The sequence below is a fragment of the Yersinia intermedia genome (genome assembly GCF_900635455.1).
Classification (GTDB): Bacteria; Pseudomonadota; Gammaproteobacteria; order Enterobacterales; family Enterobacteriaceae; genus Yersinia; species Yersinia intermedia.
Window position 1 is genome coordinate 544,451 of the sequence record NZ_LR134116.1, and the last position, 19,182, is coordinate 563,632.

Sequence of the window (19,182 nt, forward strand, 5' to 3'; positions counted from 1 at the left end):
ATGATTACCGGGCTTGAGTCGAACCTATGGCTCAATAATGACTACTCAGATTAGTTTTGTCCGGCAGGAGCCTGTTGTATCGGATCGATAGTCGGTTCAACCGCTGGGCGGTTTTGCAGCACCGTCCAGATAACCACCACGGCTAACACATCAAATACCGCCAATGCGGCAAACAGAGGGCTGAAGCCCATGGTGTCTGCCAACGCACCCACCACCAGAGCGAACATGGTACTGGCAGTCCAGGCCGCCATACCGGTTAACCCGTTGGCTGTGGCCACTTCGTTACGACCAAATACGTCGGAAGATAGTGTAATCAGTGCGCCAGACAATGATTGGTGAGCGAAGCCCCCAACACACAGCAGTGCGATAGCGGCATAAGGGCTAGTGAACAGGCCGATAGTCCCCGGTGCAATCATTAACAGGCCACCCATTGTTACCACCAACTTACGGGAAACAATCAGGTTAACTTTGAAGTGTTTCTGGAATAACGGCGGCAGGTAGCCACCCAAAATGCAGCCCAAGTCGGCAAACAGCATTGGCATCCAGGCGAACATGGCGATTTCTTTCAGGTTAAAGCCATAGGCTTTAAACATAAACAGTGGGATCCAAGCGTTAAATGTCCCCCAGGCTGGTTCTGCCAAGAAACGCGGGATAGCAATGCCCCAGAACTGACGGTTACGGATAATCTGCAATGCAGACATCTTTTTAGCGTTAGCGGTGGAGTGCTGAGCTTCCTGACCACTGAGGATGTATTCACGTTCTTCATCGGTCAGTTTTTTCTGGTCTTTCGGGTGTTTGTAAAGGATTAACCAGGCAATAGCCCAAATCAGGCTGAGCACACCGGTGATGATAAATGCCATCTGCCAACTGTGCATCACGATAGCCCACACCACCAATGGTGGTGCAATCATGCCGCCGATAGAAGAGCCGACGTTAAAGTAACCTACAGCAATGGAGCGTTCTTTTGCAGGGAACCATTCGCTACTGGCCTTCAGGCCCGCAGGGATCATAGCAGCCTCTGCCATACCTACCGCACCACGAGCGATAGCTAAACCGCCCCAACTGCTGGCCAACGCGGTGCTCATACAGAAGATGGCCCACATAATGGCAAACATGGCATAGCCCACTTTGGTGCCCATAACATCCAGAACATAACCGGCTACCGGTTGCATCAAGGTGTAAGCAGCAGAATAAGCAGCGATGATGTAAGAATATTGCTGTGTCGTGATATGTAACTGCTCTTGCAACGTCGGTGCGGCCACCGCAATAGCGTTACGTGTTAGGTAACCCAATATGGTGCCGACGGTGACCAGAGCGATCATGTACCAGCGTAAGCCTTTAATTTTACGCATCATTTATAACTTTCTCCCAGTCTAAGATTACTGCTATGAAGCGCGACCTGTAGCGGCGTTTCATGGCGCAATTTGGCCCAACCTACATCGTTGTACATGCGGTGGTACCCGACCCTGTTTAATTGGGTCATACCTTCTTATTTGAGTTGAGGCTGAAGTGTTATCGGTAGCTTCAACTGCTTTGGGTATCCCTTCCTGTTGAGAGCAACGGTGCTGTCGCTGCTTTCATTCTTGCCTGTGTCTTCCCGTGTGGGTCAAATCAGCGCGTTTGAGTGAACAATGCGGATGAGATGATTGAGGGCGACGCAACAATAACTTGTCATACAGATTTAAAAGTTGAGTGACATCACAAAAACCACTTTTCAATTAGGGAATAATAGAACCCGACAGACTTAGTGCCGCAAGGGGCTAAATAGACTATAAATGTTGAGTATTTGTTCTTTTTGTTAGGTTTTTGCGATCGCTATCGATAAAAAAATGCTGGACGATAGATGGAATTGGTGTGATAACTTCGCGATAACAGAGAGCAGTGCTCTAAGATGTACTCAAGTGAGGAACCTAATATGTCGCAGTTTTTGACCGAAGACTTTTTGCTGGACACCGAATTCGCCCGTCGTCTATATCATGACTACGCAAAAGATCAGCCGATCTTTGATTATCACTGCCATTTACCCCCTGAACAGATCGCAGAAAACTACCGCTTTAAGAATCTGTATGACATCTGGTTGAAAGGTGATCACTATAAATGGCGTGCTATGCGGACTAACGGTGTAGCAGAACGTCTGTGTACCGGCGATGCCAGTGATCGTGAGAAATTCGACGCATGGGCTGCAACGGTTCCTCATACTATCGGTAACCCGCTGTATCACTGGACTCATCTTGAATTGCGCCGTCCATTTGGTATTACAGGTAAGTTATTATCCCCTGCAACGTCAGAAGAGATCTGGCAACGCGGTAACGAATTACTGGCTCAGGACAGTTTCTCTGCGCGCGGCATTATGCAGCAGATGAATGTAAAAATGGTCGGTACCACTGATGACCCGATTGATGACCTGCGCCACCATAAAGCTATTGCCGCTGATGGTAGCTTCAACATCAAAGTGTTACCAAGCTGGCGTCCAGATAAAGCCTTCAACATTGAAGCCGCGGGCTTTAACGACTACATGCAGCGTTTGGAAGCTGCCGCTGATACCTCTATCAGCCGCTTTGCCGATCTGTGTACTGCCTTGAACAAACGGATGGACCACTTTGCCGCCCACGGTTGTAAAGTTTCGGATCATGCTTTGGATGTTGTGGTTTACGGTGAGGCAGATGAAGCCACGCTGGATGCGATTCTGGCGCGTCGTCTGGCCGGTAATCAGCCAAGTACCGAAGAAGTTGCACAGTTCAAAACGGCAGTATTGCTATTCCTGTCTGGCGAATATCACCGCCGTGAATGGGTGCAGCAGTACCACATCGGCGCTCTGCGTAACAATAACAGCCGCATGTTTAATCTGGTGGGGCCGGATAGCGGTTTTGACTCCATCAATGACCAACCACTGGCACAGCCACTGTCCCGTCTGTTGGATGCTCAGGGCCTGCGTAATGCATTACCAAAAACCATCCTTTACTGCCTAAACCCGCGTGATAACGAAGTTATCGGCACGATGGTTGGCAACTTCCAGGGTGAAGGCGCTGCCGGGAAAATGCAGTTCGGTTCTGGCTGGTGGTTTAACGACCAGAAAGATGGAATGCAACGCCAAATGACCCAACTGGCACAACTTGGTTTGCTAAGCCGCTTCGTTGGCATGCTGACGGATAGCCGCAGCTTCTTGTCTTATACGCGCCATGAATACTTCCGCCGCATCTTGTGCCAGATGATTGGCCGTTGGGTGGCTGATGGCGAAGCTCCGGCAGATATTGAACTGCTGGGTTCAATGGTGAAAAACATCTGCTTCGATAACGCGAAGCAATATTTTGCCATCGAGCTGTAATCGCCCCGTTGATTTGAATAACCAATAACAGGGCCGGTTAGCGGCTCTGTATAACTCTAACTCATTATTTATTTAACGCCCGGCTGCACTGCGGTAAAGACCTTCTCTGCAAAGAAAGGATTGCCTGCAAAGCACGGACTGTCAGTAATGCCGGTCCATAGCTGTATGCGTTATGAGGTGAACCCTGATGCAAACTCTAAACCGTCGTGACTTTCCCGGCCGTAGCCACCCTGACAAGATCATTCAATTTGGTGAAGGTAACTTCCTGCGTGCATTTGTCGACTGGCAGATTGATTTACTGAATGAACATACTGATCTGAATGCCGGGATCGTGGTGATCCGCCCGATCGATACTGATTTCCCACCGTCACTCAGTACCCAGGATGGTCTGTACACTGCGGTGATCCGTGGTTTGAATGAGCAGGGCGAAGCGGTGCGTGAATCCCGCCTGATCCGCTCGGTTAACCGTGAGATCAATATTTACCGTCAGTTTGATGAATATTTGGCACTGGCCCGCGATGCCAATATTCGCTTTATGTTCTCAAACACCACTGAAGCGGGTATTGCCTGGAATGAAGCGGACCAATTCAGCGACGCACCACCAAGCTCTTTCCCGGCTAAATTGACCCGCTTGCTGTTTGAACGTTTTGAACATTTTGCCGGTGCCGCAGATAAAGGTTGGGTATTACTGCCTTGTGAACTGATTGATTACAATGGTGAAGCGCTGCGCGAACTGGTGTTGCGTTATGCCAGTCATTGGCAATTACCTACCGCTTTCACCCAGTGGTTAACTGAGCACAATACCTTCTGTTCAACGCTGGTTGACCGCATCGTTACAGGCTATCCGCGTGATGAAGTGGCTGCCTTACAAACCGAACTGGGTTATCAGGATAGCTTCCTGGATACCGCAGAATACTTCTATCTATTTGTTATTCAAGGGCCAAAAGAACTGGCTCAAGAACTGCGCCTGGATCAACTCGATCTGAACGTGCGCATCGTTGATGACATCAAACCCTATAAAGAACGCAAAGTTGCCATTCTGAACGGCGCACACACCGCGCTGGTACCTGTGGCATACCTCTCTGGACTGGACACCGTCGGCCAGACGATGGATGACGCACAAATCAGCAGCTTTGTAGAGAAAACCATTACCGAAGAGATTGTACCGGTATTGGATTTACCAGAAGACGAATTATTGTCGTTCTCACAAGCGGTATTGAGCCGGTTCCGCAACCCGTTCATTCAGCATCAACTGCTGTCTATTGCCTTGAATGGTATGACTAAATTCCGTACTCGTATTTTGCCGCAGTTGCTGACCTACCAGCAACAGCAAGGCAAGTTACCACCGCGCCTGACTTTTGCTCTGGCAGCACTTATCGCTTTTTACCGTGGTGAGCGTGATGGTCAAACTTACCCGTTGCAGGATGATGCTCACTGGCTGGAACGCTTTTCCACCTTGTGGAGTGGTGTAAAACACAGTGATATCACGCTGGCTGAGTTAGTTAACAGCGTACTGTCTGATGCGACCCATTGGGGACAGGATTTGACCGCCGTTCCACAACTGGCCAATCAGGTAACAGAACAACTGCAAACTATCATTGATCGCGGCATGAGAGCTGCGGTAGCGACCTATAGCTAAAGGTTTAACTATGCAAAGTATTATAAAAATTCACCCGCTAGATAATGTTGCTGTCGCACTGCAAGACCTGGCCGCAGATGAAGTCATTGAAACCGGTGAGTTCAGCGTCAAGCTGGCTCAGCCGGTGGCCCGTGGCCATAAGTTTGCTTTAACGGCGATCGAACCGGGCCAGATGATCGTTAAGTATGGTTTGCCTATCGGCCATGCATTAATTCTCATCCAGCCGGGCGAACATATTCACTCGCAAAATGCCAAGACTAACCTCAGTGATCTCGATGAGTATCAATATCAGCCTGAGTTCAGTGACCTGCCACCACAAATGGCCGATCGTGAGGTACAAATCTACCGTCGCGCCAACGGCAATGTGGGGATCCGCAATGAACTGTGGATAGTACCGACGGTCGGTTGCGTGAATGGCATTGCCCGTCAAATCCAGCAGCGTTTTCTGAAAGAGACTCAGGATGCTGAAGGGATTGACGGTGTTTATCTGTTCAGCCATCCATTCGGTTGTTCGCAACTGGGTCAGGATCATGAAAATACCCGTACCATGCTGCAAAACATGGTGCGTCACCCTAACGCGGGTGCGGTGCTGGTGATTGGTTTAGGTTGTGAAAACAATCAGGTAGATGTTTTCCAAACTACGCTGGGCAAGGTTGATGAAGACCGTGTGCACTTTATGGTCTGCCAGCAGCAAGATGATGAAGTTGAAGCCGGTTTGGCGCATTTACATGCGCTCTATCAGGTGATGCGTAATGACCAACGGGTGCCGGGCAAACTGAGTGAACTGAAGTTTGGTCTGGAATGTGGCGGCTCTGATGGTTTGTCCGGTATTACGGCCAACCCTCTGCTGGGGCGCTTCTCTGACTATGTCATTGCGAATGGCGGAACCTCCGTACTGACCGAAGTCCCAGAGATGTTCGGCGCAGAACGTATTCTGATGAGCCGTTGCCGCGATGAAGCGACTTTTGAAAAGACGGTCAGTATGGTCAATGACTTCAAACAGTACTTTATCGCTCACAACCAACCGATTTATGAAAACCCATCACCGGGTAATAAAGCGGGCGGTATTACCACACTGGAAGAGAAATCCCTTGGCTGCACCCAGAAAGCGGGTCAGAGCAAAGTGGTCGATGTACTGAAATATGGCGAGCGTTTGCAGCGCCCAGGTTTGAACCTACTCAGCGCTCCGGGCAATGATGCGGTGGCAACCAGTGCGTTGGCGGGTGCTGGCTGCCATATGGTGCTGTTCAGTACTGGTCGTGGCACACCTTACGGTGGTTTTGTACCGACGGTGAAACTGGCAACCAACAGTGAATTGGCCGCGAAGAAGCCACATTGGATTGATTTTGATGCTGGTAAGTTGATTCACGGCACCTCCATGGACACCCTGTTGACTGAGTTTGTCGAGTTGATTGTTGACATTGCCAACGGTAAACCGGCGCGCAATGAAGTGAATGATTTCCGCGAACTGGCAATCTTTAAAAGTGGCGTAACCTTGTAAACAGTATGTCTTTCTAATAATATGAAACGGTGTTTTATTTTTTATGAATAAGACCCGATACCCAAAGTAATTGGAGTCACAGGTAGGCAGCAAGCGAATAAACCCCGATGAGCTTACTCCGGTAAATGAGTCGGGCGACAAATCTGCCGAGTTGATTTGAACGCTGTTTGCCGCGGCCTCAACGAGGTGAGGCCCATGGATGGGCCGAATAAAGGGCGCAGCTAACAATCCTGTGGCTTCAAGAACGAAGGGGGTTCATTATTAACAGTCAGACTCAGTGCAGGTAACTGCACACCAGGACTCCCCACCATGACCTTCTATTGGTTTGCTCAAGCCATTGGCGTACTGGCATTTTTTGTCGGTATTACCATGTTTTTCAACCGCGATGAACGGCGTTTCAAACTTCAACTTTCTGCATACAGTGCCATTATCGGCTGCCACTTCTTCCTGATGGGAGCCAGTGCTGCTGGTAGTAGTGCCATGCTTAACGCGTTACGTAATCTGGTGGCCGCTAAAACCCGCAGTAATATCGCGATGATGGTATTTATCATCCTGACGCTGACTTTTGGTATTTGGCGCATGCAACACGCGGTGGAGATATTGCCCATTTTTGGCACGGTAATCAGCACTTGGGCACTGTTCCGTACCCGTGGATTGACCACCCGTTGTGTGATGTGGATATCCACTGTTTGCTGGGTTATCCATAATGTCTGGTTGGGTTCTATTGGTGGCTCATTAATTGAAGGCAGTTTCTTACTGCTAAATGGCTTTAATATTATCCGCTTCCGCCGCCTGCAACTTAAAGGAATTGACCCTTTCCGGGATGAGAAGAAAGCGGTAAAAGAAGAAGTGACCCAATAAAAATGGGGGCTGTAATCGCCCCCACAGGTTATGACACTATCCTGATTCAGATACTCTTACGGTTCGCCAGTGGATCAGGGTTAGCCAATCTGGCATCGTCTGCCTGGCAGGCCGCCGCAGTGAACAGCACATCGGTGGAAGAGTTCAGTGCGGTTTCGGCTGAATCCTGTAACACACCGATAATGAAACCAACTGCGACCACTTGCATTGCTATCTCGTTCGGAATGCCAAACATGCCGCAAGCCAATGGGATCAGCAACAGCGAGCCACCGGCAACACCGGATGCACCACAGGCACAGACCGCAGCCACGACACTCAGCAACAGCGCTGTGGGTAAATCAACCGGAATACCCAGAGTATGGACTGCCGCCAGTGTCAGCACGGTGATAGTAATTGCCGCGCCGGCCATGTTAATGGTGGCACCCAATGGAATGGAGACCGAGTAAGTGTCTTCATTCAGGTTCATCTTCTTACACATTTCCATATTTACGGGAATGTTGGCAGCGGAACTGCGGGTAAAGAAGGCGGTTACACCACTTTCACGTAAGCAGGCAAAGACCAGTGGGTATGGGTTACGGCGAATTTTCCAATACACAATCAGCGGATTTATTACTAATGCCACCAGTAACATACAGCCAATCAATACGATTAATAGCTGTGCATAACCCAGTAACACGCCAAAACCCGTTTCTGCCATGGTGGATGAAACTAAGCCAAAAATACCCAGCGGAGCAAAACGGATAACCACTCGCACCACTTTGGTCACCGCATCAGACATATCATTAATTAAGGCTTTAGTGGTATCCGCTGCATGCCGCAAGGCAATACCCAAGCCCACGGCCCAGGCCAGAATACCGATATAGTTGGCATTGAGCAGCGCATGAATCGGGTTAGCGATTATGCTGCTCAGTAAACCTTTCAGTACTTCGACAATCCCACCGGGAGGGGTGATTTCAGCAGTATTGGTCGCCAGAATAAGGGTGGATGGGAACATAAAGCTAACGACTACGGCAACCAGTGCGGCTGAAAAGGTGCCCAATAGATACAAAAACAGAATAGGGCGGATACTGGTTTTTTGCCCTTGCTTATGGTTGGCAATGGAGGCCATGACCAGCATCAATACCAATACCGGGGCGACAGCTTTCAATGCGCCAACGAATAATGTACCAAGTAGACCCACTGCTGCAGCGGCAGGGGTAGAGACCACTGCCAAAATGATACCCGCCACCAAACCGACCAGTATTTGTTTAACTAAACTACCACGGGCGATAAACCCGATAAATCCAGATGGTGTCTTTTCCATAGTTTTCCAGTGATGCCTCTTCCCAAGTTAAACTTGTTTTATTTTTTTACCCATTTAGCACTCAAACCGGAACGGGACTGAGCACTTATGTTCACACCTGTAACTTAGTATTATTTGTAACTGGGTGTGTTTGCTTTAACAGTATAAGGGAATCTATTGGCGAGGAAAAAGACAATCAGCAAAATCCAATGCGGATCAATATTGCATAACATTTTGTTTACATTTATGTGATCGTAATAACATTTGGCTAGTGATGGAATATACGGGATAAATGCGGGGTTATTGCCACCCCGCATAATAGATTGTAGCGTTAGAGGACTTACTTGTGAGCAGTCTTATCTGCTGCTGAACGGCGGTCTGCGCGATGATTTACCCAGACATTAATTAACAATGTCAGTGCCAAAATACCGGCTACCACACCTAATGAAATGCCTATAGGGATATGGAACAGATCGATAATCATCATTTTGGTACCGATAAACACCAAAATGACCGATAGACCATACTTCAACATTGAGAAGCGCTCGGCCACATTTGCGAGTAAGAAATACATGGCACGCAGGCCTAAAATAGCAAACAGGTTAGAGGTCAACACAATAAAGGGATCGGTGGTCACAGCGAAGATAGCTGGAATACTGTCAACGGCAAAAATCACATCGCTTAACTCAACCAGAATCAGCACCAACACCAGTGGGGTAGCGTAGAGCAGGCCGTTTTTACGCACAGTAAATCGGTCGCCATGTAACTCATCCGTCATGCGTAAGTGGTTACGAATCCAGCGCACCAGCGGTTTTTCACCAATGGGTGTATCGTCCTCTTTTGCCAATGCCATTTTGATACCGGTAAACAACAGGAAGGCGCCAAACAGATACAGAATCCAACTGAATTGTGAGACCAGCCAACTACCGGCGAAGATCATAATAGTACGCAGTACAATTGCGCCCAGCACACCGTAAATCAGTACCCGACGCTGCAAGTTGGCAGGAACAGCAAAATAGCTAAACAGCATTAGCCAAACGAAGACGTTATCTACGGCGAGTGCTTTCTCGATCAGATAGCCGGTCAGGAAGGCAAGTGCTTGCTTGTCGGCAACTTCGCGCCCAACCGTTTCGGCCAGATACCACCAGAAACCAGCATTAAACAGCAAGGATAAGCTAACCCACACCAGCGACCAGCAGGCTGCCTGACGCAGTGTCATGGTTTGCGCGCCACGACGCCCCTGTAAGAGTAAATCGATGGCAAGCATGATCGTCACGACAACAGCAAAACTACCCCACAATAAGGGAGTACCCACGGTATTCATCATTCATAAACCTCTTAAAAACAAAAACGGCCAACGTCGGAAGACGCTAGCCGCTATGTCTGAGCTGCAAGCAAACCTCGCCTTCCGGCAAGGTCTCACTTACAACACTGATAATGTAACAACACCCATAGGTGCTAGTACAGAATGAGGTTGCCCGGTAACCGGGTGCTTTCGCACCGTAATGACGGCAGACCGGCAATGAAGTTACTCCCCTTTGCCGCGCAAAAATAATCGAAAACGGGTTGTTGGTCAATCATTGAAACAAAAAATTAACTTACAGCCGGTGGCTGGGTATCTGCCGGGAAAATAACCCCAGTCTGGCGGCGAATATCCGTTTGAATACGCGAGGTGAGCAATGACAACGGCAAACCAGCGTGCTCCACCTGTGTATTCTCTACCAAATCAGCAAAAACCTCAGCTTCATACAGCATAGTATTAATATGCTGTGGCAGCGTCAGATCAACTGAGTGACCCCCTCTCGGGGTAAAGGCGATGGACAAACATTCAGAGATGCTTTCGATAATCAGCGAACCATCTTCACCCTGAATCTCACTGGGGATATCCGATTGGCTGACTTTCGAATGAATAAGGACTACATCAAAATCGCCATAGTTCATACAGACAGTGCCGTGGGCATCGACCCCACTGGGGAGCAAACTGGCGCTCGCCAGTACTGATTTCGGCTCGCCCCATAATGCCAGTGCGCTAGCCAAACAGTAGTAACCAATATCCATGATCGAGCCATTAGAAAAGGCCGGGTTAAAGGTGTTGGGGTTTTCGCCGTTCAGGTAGCGCTGGTAACGTGATGAATATTGGCAGAAGTTAATGGTGACTTTACGTAATTTCCCCACCTTGGGCAGAGCCTGCTTTAATTGAATAAAATTAGGTAGATAGGCAGTTTTAAAGGCTTCAAATAGCACGACCTGATGTTCGCGAGCACAGGCAATCAGTGCTTCGACCTCAGCCAAATTTGATGCCAGTGATTTTTCGCAAATAACGTGTTTTTTATGGCTGAGAAACAATTTTGCCTGGGGGTAATGTAAGGAATTCGGGCTGGCGATATACACTGCATCAATTTGATCGCTCGCTGCCAGCGCTTCCAGATTATCAAAGCAGTCCGTAACGTTATAATCATCGCCAAATTCTTGGGCCTGTTCCAGCTTACGGGAATAAACTGCAACCAGTTTCATTTTACCACTTTCGTGGGCGGCATCAACAAAGCGTGCGGTGATCCAATTAGTGCCAATAACAGCGAAGCGAATCATAGTGAACTCCATTACTACAGAAGAAAAACACGTTGAACCGCCAGATGGTTACACCCACAGGGGGATTTTCTCGGCGAATTCCCTTCGTACTTGAAGTGATATTGTAGTTACATTGTAATTACAGGGTGTTAGCTATGCTCACTCACCTACAACTTGAAATCTATTAGCTATGGCTTTGTAAATCAAATACTAATAAATTGCACCAAACAGATCCAAATGAGTCAGGTAGAGGCGAGTGTCAAACTCTAACTGATGATATTGCGGCTCCATATGGCAGCACAAACTATAGAATGCTTTGTTGTGATCTTTCTCTTTCAAATGCGCCAATTCATGAACCACGATCATTTTTAGGAAGGCTTCTGGCGCGTTTTTAAACACAGTGGCGACCCGAATCTCTGCTTTGGCTTTCAATTTGCCACCCTGCACCCTGGAAATCGCGGTATGCAGACCGAGCGCATGCTTCATCACCTGAATTTTACTGTCGTAAGCCACTTTACTTAACGGCTGCGCGTTGCGTAGATACTGGTTTTTTAAATCAACCGTGTATTGATACAGCATCTTATCCGTATTGTAATCATGAGATTGCGGATAACGCTGACGTAATACATTCCCCAGCCGCTGCTCTGTAATGAGTTGGCGTACCTGAGACTGTAAGTTTTCGGGATAACCTTGCAGATAGGTCAGTTCCTGCATATGCTGTTGTTCTGCCTAATTTGATGAAGCTATTGACGGTAGTAATTGAGTGATAATAACGGTTTCCTGCTGTTTAGACAAAATCCTATTGTTCAGTTGAGTCAAATCTAATGACTCGAATAAAAAGTACCAATACCAGCATCACGTTACACTTTGCTGGTACTGGTTTTTAGTTAGTAAATTAGTATCTAACTAATTTAAAATTGGTAATTGATACCCAAAGCCGCTTGAGTATCTGAGTAATTGTGCTTACCTAACTGCTGACCAAGATGGCTCCATAGCTTAAGGTTGTTATTGAACTTGCCCTCAACACCCAGTTTCAATTCAGCAATGTTGTTAATTCCTTGCGGTGCAATATGGGCATTATCTAGTAATAACCCTTTATCCCCGTTGCTATTTATCCAATTAGCTTCAATGAACGGTTTGATTTTTAAGGTGTTAGTAGTAGATAAAGTATCAATGCCGAGTTCTAGCGCTGTAAGTAATCCTAATTTGGTCGTAACCGTATTGTGCTCTTCTATCTTTATCTGTGGCCCGGTGAGTTCTTTATGTTGCAGCCCACTGCTACGTTGCAACAATACTTTCGCCTGCGGTTGTACAAATAACTTAGCCTTATCTTTTTCGATCAATTGAATTTTGTAACCTGTTTCTAATGCCGAGGTGAATATATAAGACTTATAATTAGCACCGGTGACGACTTCTGATGCCTTAATCTGATTATTAAACATTCCGTATTGTGCAAGTAAACCAATATAAGGCCCAAGTTGACTGATGTTGTTGGCATGCCAGATGCTATATAACCCTAAGTTATAGCCAACTACAGAACCATTAGCGTGATGCTGAGATGTGGTGGAATTGCTACGACTGTTGGCTTTACCGATACCGGCAGTTATTCCCAGAATTCCCAGGTCATGTTCGCCGATATGCCATTGACTTATTTCTCCCCCTAACTGGGTCGCATAACGAGTGCCTTTGGTATGTAGTTGGTCCTGAGCGGAATTAAAACGGGTTATCGCCCCATTGGTGTTTAACCACATGCTGGTAACTTTTTGCTCGCCCGTCATTGGGTCAGTGTAGGGAACTTCTCCTTGGTGATGCTGTACGTCGCCAATGATAAACATCTGTTGTGCGGCCATTCGATTGGCAAGATAACTACCGGCTTGCAGATTGTGGCCAATGACAAGTGTTGATTTAGCTATATTGTCTACGATATCCGCTCGTGGGATATTGATGCCTGCTTTCGGTTTTTTTTTCTCTTGTAGCTGCTGTTGTTTTTGAGCAATAGGCTCTGGGGAGAGCACTTTAGCAGCAACGGGTTTTATCGCCTGGAAGAGATCGCTGGCTTCAGTAAATACAGCACCTACTTCATCGAATAAACTATCTTTACTATCAGCCCAAGCAGGTGTGCTACCCAATACTAATAACAAAGCACTAATAGCTTTAGCATAAGGCGTTATACGATAAGGTGATAAATGGTCATCAGTAGGTTGCAGAGTTTCTTTGCCACTATCAGGCTGAAAAATATTTGATATATACATTTTTTATTTACCTTCCTGGTAATTAATATTAAAATTTTATCTATGGCGAACTATATTGTTCTCCAGTGGCAACTATCTGTTTTCTCTCAATGTGTTGTATTTGAATCTGGTTAAAATAAATATAACTTTTGATGTTATTTAATTAAGTGGTAATATATTCATTATTTAATTTGTTATGTAAATGAGTAAAGATCTATAATTAATAGATCGTTTAAATTCGTCTGGTAGGGTATTTTATATTGAGCCAAAAGAATTTAAGTCATTTGATAATGAGTTAACATGAAAGTAAGCTTTAGTAATGATTGGTATCGGGGTAAAATACGCCATTCATTAAGCTATGTTGAGCTATTGGTCAGATTGCTTATCAGGTCATGTCGCTGGAATTTCTCACTTTTAGCTAGCTTTGGCCTTGCTAAAACGTCATTTAAGCAAAAAAACATTTTACTGATCGCCCGTTTTAGGGGATAAACAGCCCAAATTTATTATTCAGGAGCGGTGATGAGCCAACTCTTACTGGGAACGCAAAGCCTTGAGCTTGAGCGTTTTCCACCACAAGAAAATTCCAATACCCTACAGGCGTGGGAAGCGGCAGATGAATATCTGCTACAAAACATTGACTTAAGTCAGATTGATGGCCGCCCGGTGCTGGTGTTTAATGATCAGTTTGGAACGCTGGCCTGTGCTTTACATGCTCATCGTCCATTTAGTGTCAGTGACTCTTATATGAGCCAGTTGGCAACGACGCATAACGTGCAGTTAAACCAGTTAGATGAAAATGCCGTTACCCTGTTGAGCAGTATGGATGCGTTACCCGCAGCCCCTAAGCTGGTGGTGATTAAGATCCCTAAAGCTTTGGCGCTGCTGGAACAGCAATTACGCGCATTGCGCCTGGTCGTTGCCCCAGACACGGTGATTATTGCTGGGGCAAAATCCCGCGATGTGCATAATTCAACTTTGCAATTGTTCGAAAAAATTCTTGGCCCAACCAAAACTACGCTGGCGTGGAAGAAATCCCGCCTGATTCACTGCGAAGTGGCGGATATTCCACTGGCAGATGCGCTGGAAACCACTGATTGGCCGTTGGCGAATACCGAATATGTTATCCATAACCATGCTAACGTTTTCTCTCGTAATAATTTGGATATCGGTGCGCGCTTCTTTATGGAGATTCTGCCCTATGATGTGACGGGCAAAATCGCGGATTTGGGTTGTGGTAATGGTGTTGTTGGCTTAATCGCGCTGGAACAAAACCCATTGGCAGAAATGTTGTTTGTCGATGAGTCCTATATGGCCGTTGCATCCAGTGAACTGAATATCACCTATAACCGCCCACAAGACTTACCACGCTGTGAATTCATGGTAAGCCATGGGTTGGCCGGTGTTGAGCGTGAGAGCCTGCAATTGGTGCTATGTAACCCTCCGTTCCACCAACAGCATGCAGTCAGTGACCATGTGGCCTGGCAGATGTTCTGTGATGCTAAACGCTGTTTGAAGGTGGGCGGTGAACTGATGATTGTGGGTAATCGCCATCTGGATTATTTCCACAAACTTAAACGTTTGTTCGGTAACTGCGAAACATTGGATTCAAACCAGAAGTTTATGGTGCTGAAAGCAGTGAAAACGGCATCATCCCGTTCCGAGGGGGGTGGTAGCGGTAGTCTTGATATGTCGTATAGCGATTTCTAAATACCCTTCGTACTTGAAGCCGCAGGGGTGTTAGCTACGTTCACTCACCCGAATCACTTACTTATGTAAGCTCATCGGGATTTGTTCACTTGCTGCCTACCTGCGACTCCAATTACTTTGGGTATTCCCTGCTTGTAGCCGCAGGGGTGTTAGCTACGTTCACTCACCCGAATCACTTACTTATGTAAGCTCATCGGGATTAATGAGCCTCATCCTTGAGGCTCACCCTGCGGGCTAGCATAACTGCTGTTCAAATCGGTTCCCGACCAATTTGTTGTTCACTTGCTGCCTACCTGCGACTCCAATTACTTTGGGTATTCCCTACTTGAAGCCGCAGGGTGTGGTTCATGCCACCCCCTGTTTTGCTTATTCCTGCTTATATAGCCAGCGCCAAACGCGTCCCTTGATCAATTGCCCGGCGTGCATCCAGCTCTGCGGCGATATCCGCGCCACCAATCAAATGCACGGTTTTTCCCATATCTAGCAAGGGCTGATGTAATTCCCTACGCGGTTCCTGGCCCGCACAGATAATGATGGTATCGACGGGTAAACAGCTCGCCTGTTCTGCACGGGTGATATGCAAACCTTCATCATCAATGCTGTCGTAACTCACACTGTTAAGCATTTTCACCCCACGCATTGCCAAACTGGTGCGGTGGATCCAACCGGTAGTTTTACCCAAACCTTCACCGACCTTGCTGGTTTTCCGCTGCAACAGGAAAATCTGCCGTGGTGATGGGTGCACTTTGGCCCCCGTTGGGGATAATCCACCACGATGTACTAAATGTTGATCGATACCCCATTCACGACTGAATGCAGCGCTGTCCAGACTGCTGGAATCACCGGATTGGCTGAGATACTCGGCGGTATCAAAACCAATTCCTCCCGCACCAATAATGGCTACGCGCTCACCGACCGGTTTTTTATCGCGCAATACATCCAGATAAGTAAGGACTTTCGGATGCTCGATCCCCTTGATAGCCGGCAGACGTGGCTGGATACCACAGGCGAGGATAATTTCATCATAATCAGCCAACTGCTGTGGTTGTACCGAGGTATTTAGCTGTTGAATAACACCATGGAGCACTAACTGGCGGCGAAAATAGCGCAGCGTTTCATAAAATTCTTCTTTGCCTGGGATCTGCTTGGCAATATTGAATTGGCCGCCGACATCAGTTGCTGCATCAAATAGCGTCACTTGATGACCACGGCTGGCGGCGGTAACGGCGAAAGCCAATCCGGCTGGGCCGGAACCGACTACTGCTAACCGTTTCGGTGTTTCTGTGGGAACTATGGGCATTTCGCTTTCACGGCACGCGCGAGGGTTGACCAGGCATGAGGTGAGTTTGCCTTCGAAAATTTGGTCCAGACAGGCCTGATTGCAGCCGATACAGGTGTTAATTTCGTCGGCCCGATGCTGTGCGGCTTTTTGGACAAAATCAGCATCAGCCAGGAACGGGCGCGCCATTGACACCATATCGGCGCAACCATCAACCAGTACCTGCTCAGCGACGGCAGGGTCATTAATGCGGTTAGTGGTGATCAGCGGAATAGCCACTGCCCCCATCAATTTGCGCGTTACCCAACTGAATCCAGCCCGTGGCACCATGGTAGCGATAGTGGGAATGCGTGCTTCATGCCAACCAATGCCAGTATTAATCAGGGTGGCTCCGGCCTGTTCAACCGCTTGCGCCAATTGTTCAATCTCTTGCCAGCTGGAACCTTCTTCTACCAGGTCAAGCATCGAAAGGCGGTAAATCAGTATAAAATCAGTTCCGGTTGCTTCACGGACTGCTCGCACAATTTCTACGGCAAAACGCATCCTGCGGGTAAAGTCCCCGCCCCAATCATCATCGCGCTGATTAGTTCTGGCGGTGAGGAACTGGTTAATCAAATAGCCCTCAGAACCCATCACCTCGACACCATCGTAACCCGCTTGTTTGGCAAGCTGTGCGCAGTTGGCAAAGTCGGCAATAGTTTGCCGCACTTCATCACTACTCAATGCTTGTGGGGTAAAGGGGTTAATCGGCGCTTGCAATGCGGAGGGGGCCACGGGGTGTTTTTGATAGCTATAACGGCCGGCATGCAGGATTTGCAACGCGATTTTACCGCCTGCCTGATGCACTGCATCGGTCACGATTTGGTGATGGGGAACTTGCGCCGCATCATTTAATACTGAGGCACCCTGATACACCACGCCTTGCTTATTGGGGGCGATACCGCCAGTAACGATCAGGCCGACGCCACCGGCGGCCCGCTCGGCATAGAATGCGGCCAAACGTTGTGGTCCATCGGGTAATTCCTCTAGCCCGGTATGCATCGAACCCATTAATACGCGATTCTTCAGGGTGGTAAAGCCAAGATCAAGGGGTGCGAGCAGGTGAGGGTAAGCTAACATTGCAGTCTCCATCGGGTGCATTCTGGTTATATTGCAGCAACGTAAATCGGCGCAATATCACCAAACCGTTATTGTTATGTCTCTGCCGCTCTGGCCGAATTCAGCAAGTGGTCGGATGAGATTTTTTATTCAAATTTAGACGGTGCTGTGCAGCTTGGGAAATCGCAGTGTGCTGATTGTGATAGCCGTCATGAATATGACATCAGGGAAGGGGCAGTAACGTGAAGTATTAAACGAAGGAATTATACCTATAAAGTATATTTCCTTCGTCTCTAGCGATGGCTATTTATAACTATAACTATGACTATTAATCAGTCACCAAACACTCGCAAACGATGACCATCAGGGTCTAAAGCCACAAAGGTATAGCCGAAATCCATCTGTAATGGTTGTTGCAAAATAGGTAAGCCGCGTTGTTGCCAGTCATTATATAACGATTGCACCGCCGCTTTATCGGCCAGGGCAAAAGCCACTTCACCGCCGCCGCCCGTGGCTGTCGCCGCCGGTTCAACCGTATGTTTTGACCATAAGCCCAGCATCACCCCTGAATCCAGTGCAAACATGGCAAAAGTTGGGTGAAGCTCTACCGGTGCCTTTGCCAGCAAGTCACCGTAAAACGTCGCGCTGTTGGCCGGGCTATCAACATAAAGAATAATGAAATTCGGATCTGCCATGGTTTTTCCCCTTATCCCTTTAGTACTTGAAATTACAGCGCTCAAATCGGTGCTCGACCGGCCTTGCCTGAAATTCCAAATACTTTAGGTATGTCATCAAATGGATAGTTATTTGTTAACCGAATATCGCTTAACTGGGGGCTATCCTAGCGGGGTCTACTGACAGTTTCTGTCAGTAGTGATTATTGATTTGCAGTGACAATAAAAAGCTACAGTTTTGGTGGTGTAGATAGCAGCGACTGATCATCGATGCCTTCCGCTTCCCGCCACTGTTTTAGCAACAGATGTCGGCGCTGAGGATAACGTTGATCCGTAAGCGAAATAGCACTTATTCGATCCGCGCGAAAGTTACGAATGGTTTGGCGCAGCTCACACCAGGCAACCACTACACGCACCTGTTCAAAAAAACCGATAGCAAAAGGCCAGATACGGCGACATGAATCAGCCCCTTTTAAGTCTTGGTAGGTAATATCCACTTTGCGTTCGGCACGGATTGCGCGGCGCAACACTGGCAGCGCCAGTTCACAGTCAGGCATATGGCCAACAGGGCCGATTAGCAGTGTTGAGGCATCTAACTCGTCGCGTAAATCCGCAGGTAAAACCGCCGCGATTTTCGCCAGCGCATTACGGGCAGCGGCACTCAGGTGGGTATCTCCACGATGGCTGACCCAGCGCGATCCTAATACCAGTGCTTCTATCTCCTCTTCGGAGAACATCAAAGGCGGCAGCATAAACCCCGGGCGTAGCACATAGCCCAGACCGGGTTCGCCCGCAATATCAGCGCCTTGCTGTTGCAGGGTGGCAATATCGCGATAAAGTGTTCGCACACTGATAGCCAGTTCCTCCGCCAGCGCAGCCCCTGTTACCGGATAGCGATGGCGGCGTAATATCTGAATCAAATCAAGCAGACGCTGGCTGCGGGACATAATAGCTCTCGTCGGAGTATAAAAGCTGACTATAGCACCTTCAGTCAGGCCATTTTACTGGGCGGCAGCA

Annotated in this window: 14 protein-coding genes; 5 read left to right on the forward strand and 9 right to left on the reverse strand. The window is 47.9% G+C overall.

The features are described 5' to 3' along the window. Positions 1-50: 50 nt before the first annotated feature. Entirely contained in the window at positions 51-1,355 is a 1,305-nt protein-coding gene (locus EL015_RS02515; protein ID WP_005192916.1) for an MFS transporter, read from the reverse strand. Positions 1,356-1,915: 560 nt separating this feature from the next. Here EL015_RS02515 and uxaC point away from each other — a divergent pair. The 4 genes from uxaC (at position 1,916) to EL015_RS02535 (ending at position 7,326) form a co-directional block, all read left to right on the forward strand. Continuing rightward, positions 1,916-3,325: a glucuronate isomerase gene (uxaC, locus tag EL015_RS02520; RefSeq protein ID WP_005192913.1), complete on the forward strand. Its 1,410-nt coding sequence runs from the start codon at positions 1,916-1,918 to the stop codon at positions 3,323-3,325. Positions 3,326-3,512: 187 nt separating this feature from the next. After that, positions 3,513-4,964, forward strand: coding sequence for a tagaturonate reductase (locus EL015_RS02525; protein WP_005192910.1), 1,452 nt, complete (start codon positions 3,513-3,515; stop codon positions 4,962-4,964). A 10-nt stretch (positions 4,965-4,974) separates the two neighbouring features. Next, positions 4,975-6,465 (forward strand): UxaA family hydrolase, encoded by a 1,491-nt coding sequence (locus EL015_RS02530; RefSeq protein WP_005192907.1) that lies wholly within the window; start codon positions 4,975-4,977, stop codon positions 6,463-6,465. 309 nt (positions 6,466-6,774) lie between these two features. Then, the gene (locus EL015_RS02535; protein WP_005192905.1) at positions 6,775-7,326 is read left to right on the forward strand and encodes a YgjV family protein; all 552 of its coding nucleotides are present in this window, start codon (positions 6,775-6,777) and stop codon (positions 7,324-7,326) included. A gap of 46 nt (positions 7,327-7,372) precedes the next feature. Here the strand turns inward: EL015_RS02535 and sstT are convergent, their stop codons facing one another. The 5 genes from sstT to EL015_RS02560 all read right to left on the reverse strand — a co-directional run bounded on the left by sstT (position 7,373) and on the right by EL015_RS02560 (position 13,428). Further along, the gene (gene sstT / locus EL015_RS02540) at positions 7,373-8,629 is read right to left on the reverse strand and encodes a serine/threonine transporter SstT (protein WP_005192902.1); all 1,257 of its coding nucleotides are present in this window, start codon (positions 8,627-8,629) and stop codon (positions 7,373-7,375) included. 319 nt (positions 8,630-8,948) lie between these two features. Further along, a complete protein-coding gene (locus tag EL015_RS02545) occupies positions 8,949-9,935 on the reverse strand; it encodes a TerC family protein (protein ID WP_005192898.1) in 987 nt (328 codons plus the stop codon). 266 nt (positions 9,936-10,201) lie between these two features. Continuing rightward, positions 10,202-11,197: a Gfo/Idh/MocA family protein gene (locus EL015_RS02550; protein WP_005192897.1), complete on the reverse strand. Its 996-nt coding sequence runs from the start codon at positions 11,195-11,197 to the stop codon at positions 10,202-10,204. A gap of 189 nt (positions 11,198-11,386) precedes the next feature. Continuing rightward, a complete protein-coding gene (locus tag EL015_RS02555) occupies positions 11,387-11,890 on the reverse strand; it encodes a M48 metallopeptidase family protein (protein WP_005192896.1) in 504 nt (167 codons plus the stop codon). A 197-nt stretch (positions 11,891-12,087) separates the two neighbouring features. Then, positions 12,088-13,428 carry an autotransporter outer membrane beta-barrel domain-containing protein gene (locus EL015_RS02560; RefSeq protein WP_005192895.1) on the reverse strand — a complete coding sequence of 447 codons (1,341 nt, stop codon included), beginning with the start codon at positions 13,426-13,428 and terminating at the stop codon, positions 12,088-12,090. Between the two features lie 498 nt (positions 13,429-13,926). Between EL015_RS02560 and rlmG the strand changes: the two genes are divergently transcribed. Beyond that, positions 13,927-15,114 carry a 23S rRNA (guanine(1835)-N(2))-methyltransferase RlmG gene (gene rlmG / locus EL015_RS02565; protein ID WP_032907981.1) on the forward strand — a complete coding sequence of 396 codons (1,188 nt, stop codon included), beginning with the start codon at positions 13,927-13,929 and terminating at the stop codon, positions 15,112-15,114. Between the two features lie 376 nt (positions 15,115-15,490). Here rlmG and EL015_RS02570 read toward each other — a convergent pair whose 3' ends face one another. From EL015_RS02570 to EL015_RS02580, 3 genes are all read right to left on the reverse strand, one after another. Then, on the reverse strand, positions 15,491-17,512 hold the full coding sequence (locus tag EL015_RS02570; RefSeq protein ID WP_032907487.1) for an oxidoreductase: 2,022 nt from the start codon (positions 17,510-17,512) through the stop codon (positions 15,491-15,493). 311 nt (positions 17,513-17,823) lie between these two features. After that, positions 17,824-18,186 (reverse strand): VOC family protein, encoded by a 363-nt coding sequence (locus tag EL015_RS02575; protein ID WP_005190478.1) that lies wholly within the window; start codon positions 18,184-18,186, stop codon positions 17,824-17,826. A gap of 209 nt (positions 18,187-18,395) precedes the next feature. Then, a complete protein-coding gene (locus EL015_RS02580; RefSeq protein ID WP_005190475.1) occupies positions 18,396-19,112 on the reverse strand; it encodes a helix-turn-helix transcriptional regulator in 717 nt (238 codons plus the stop codon). Between the last annotated feature and the right edge of the window lie 70 nt (positions 19,113-19,182).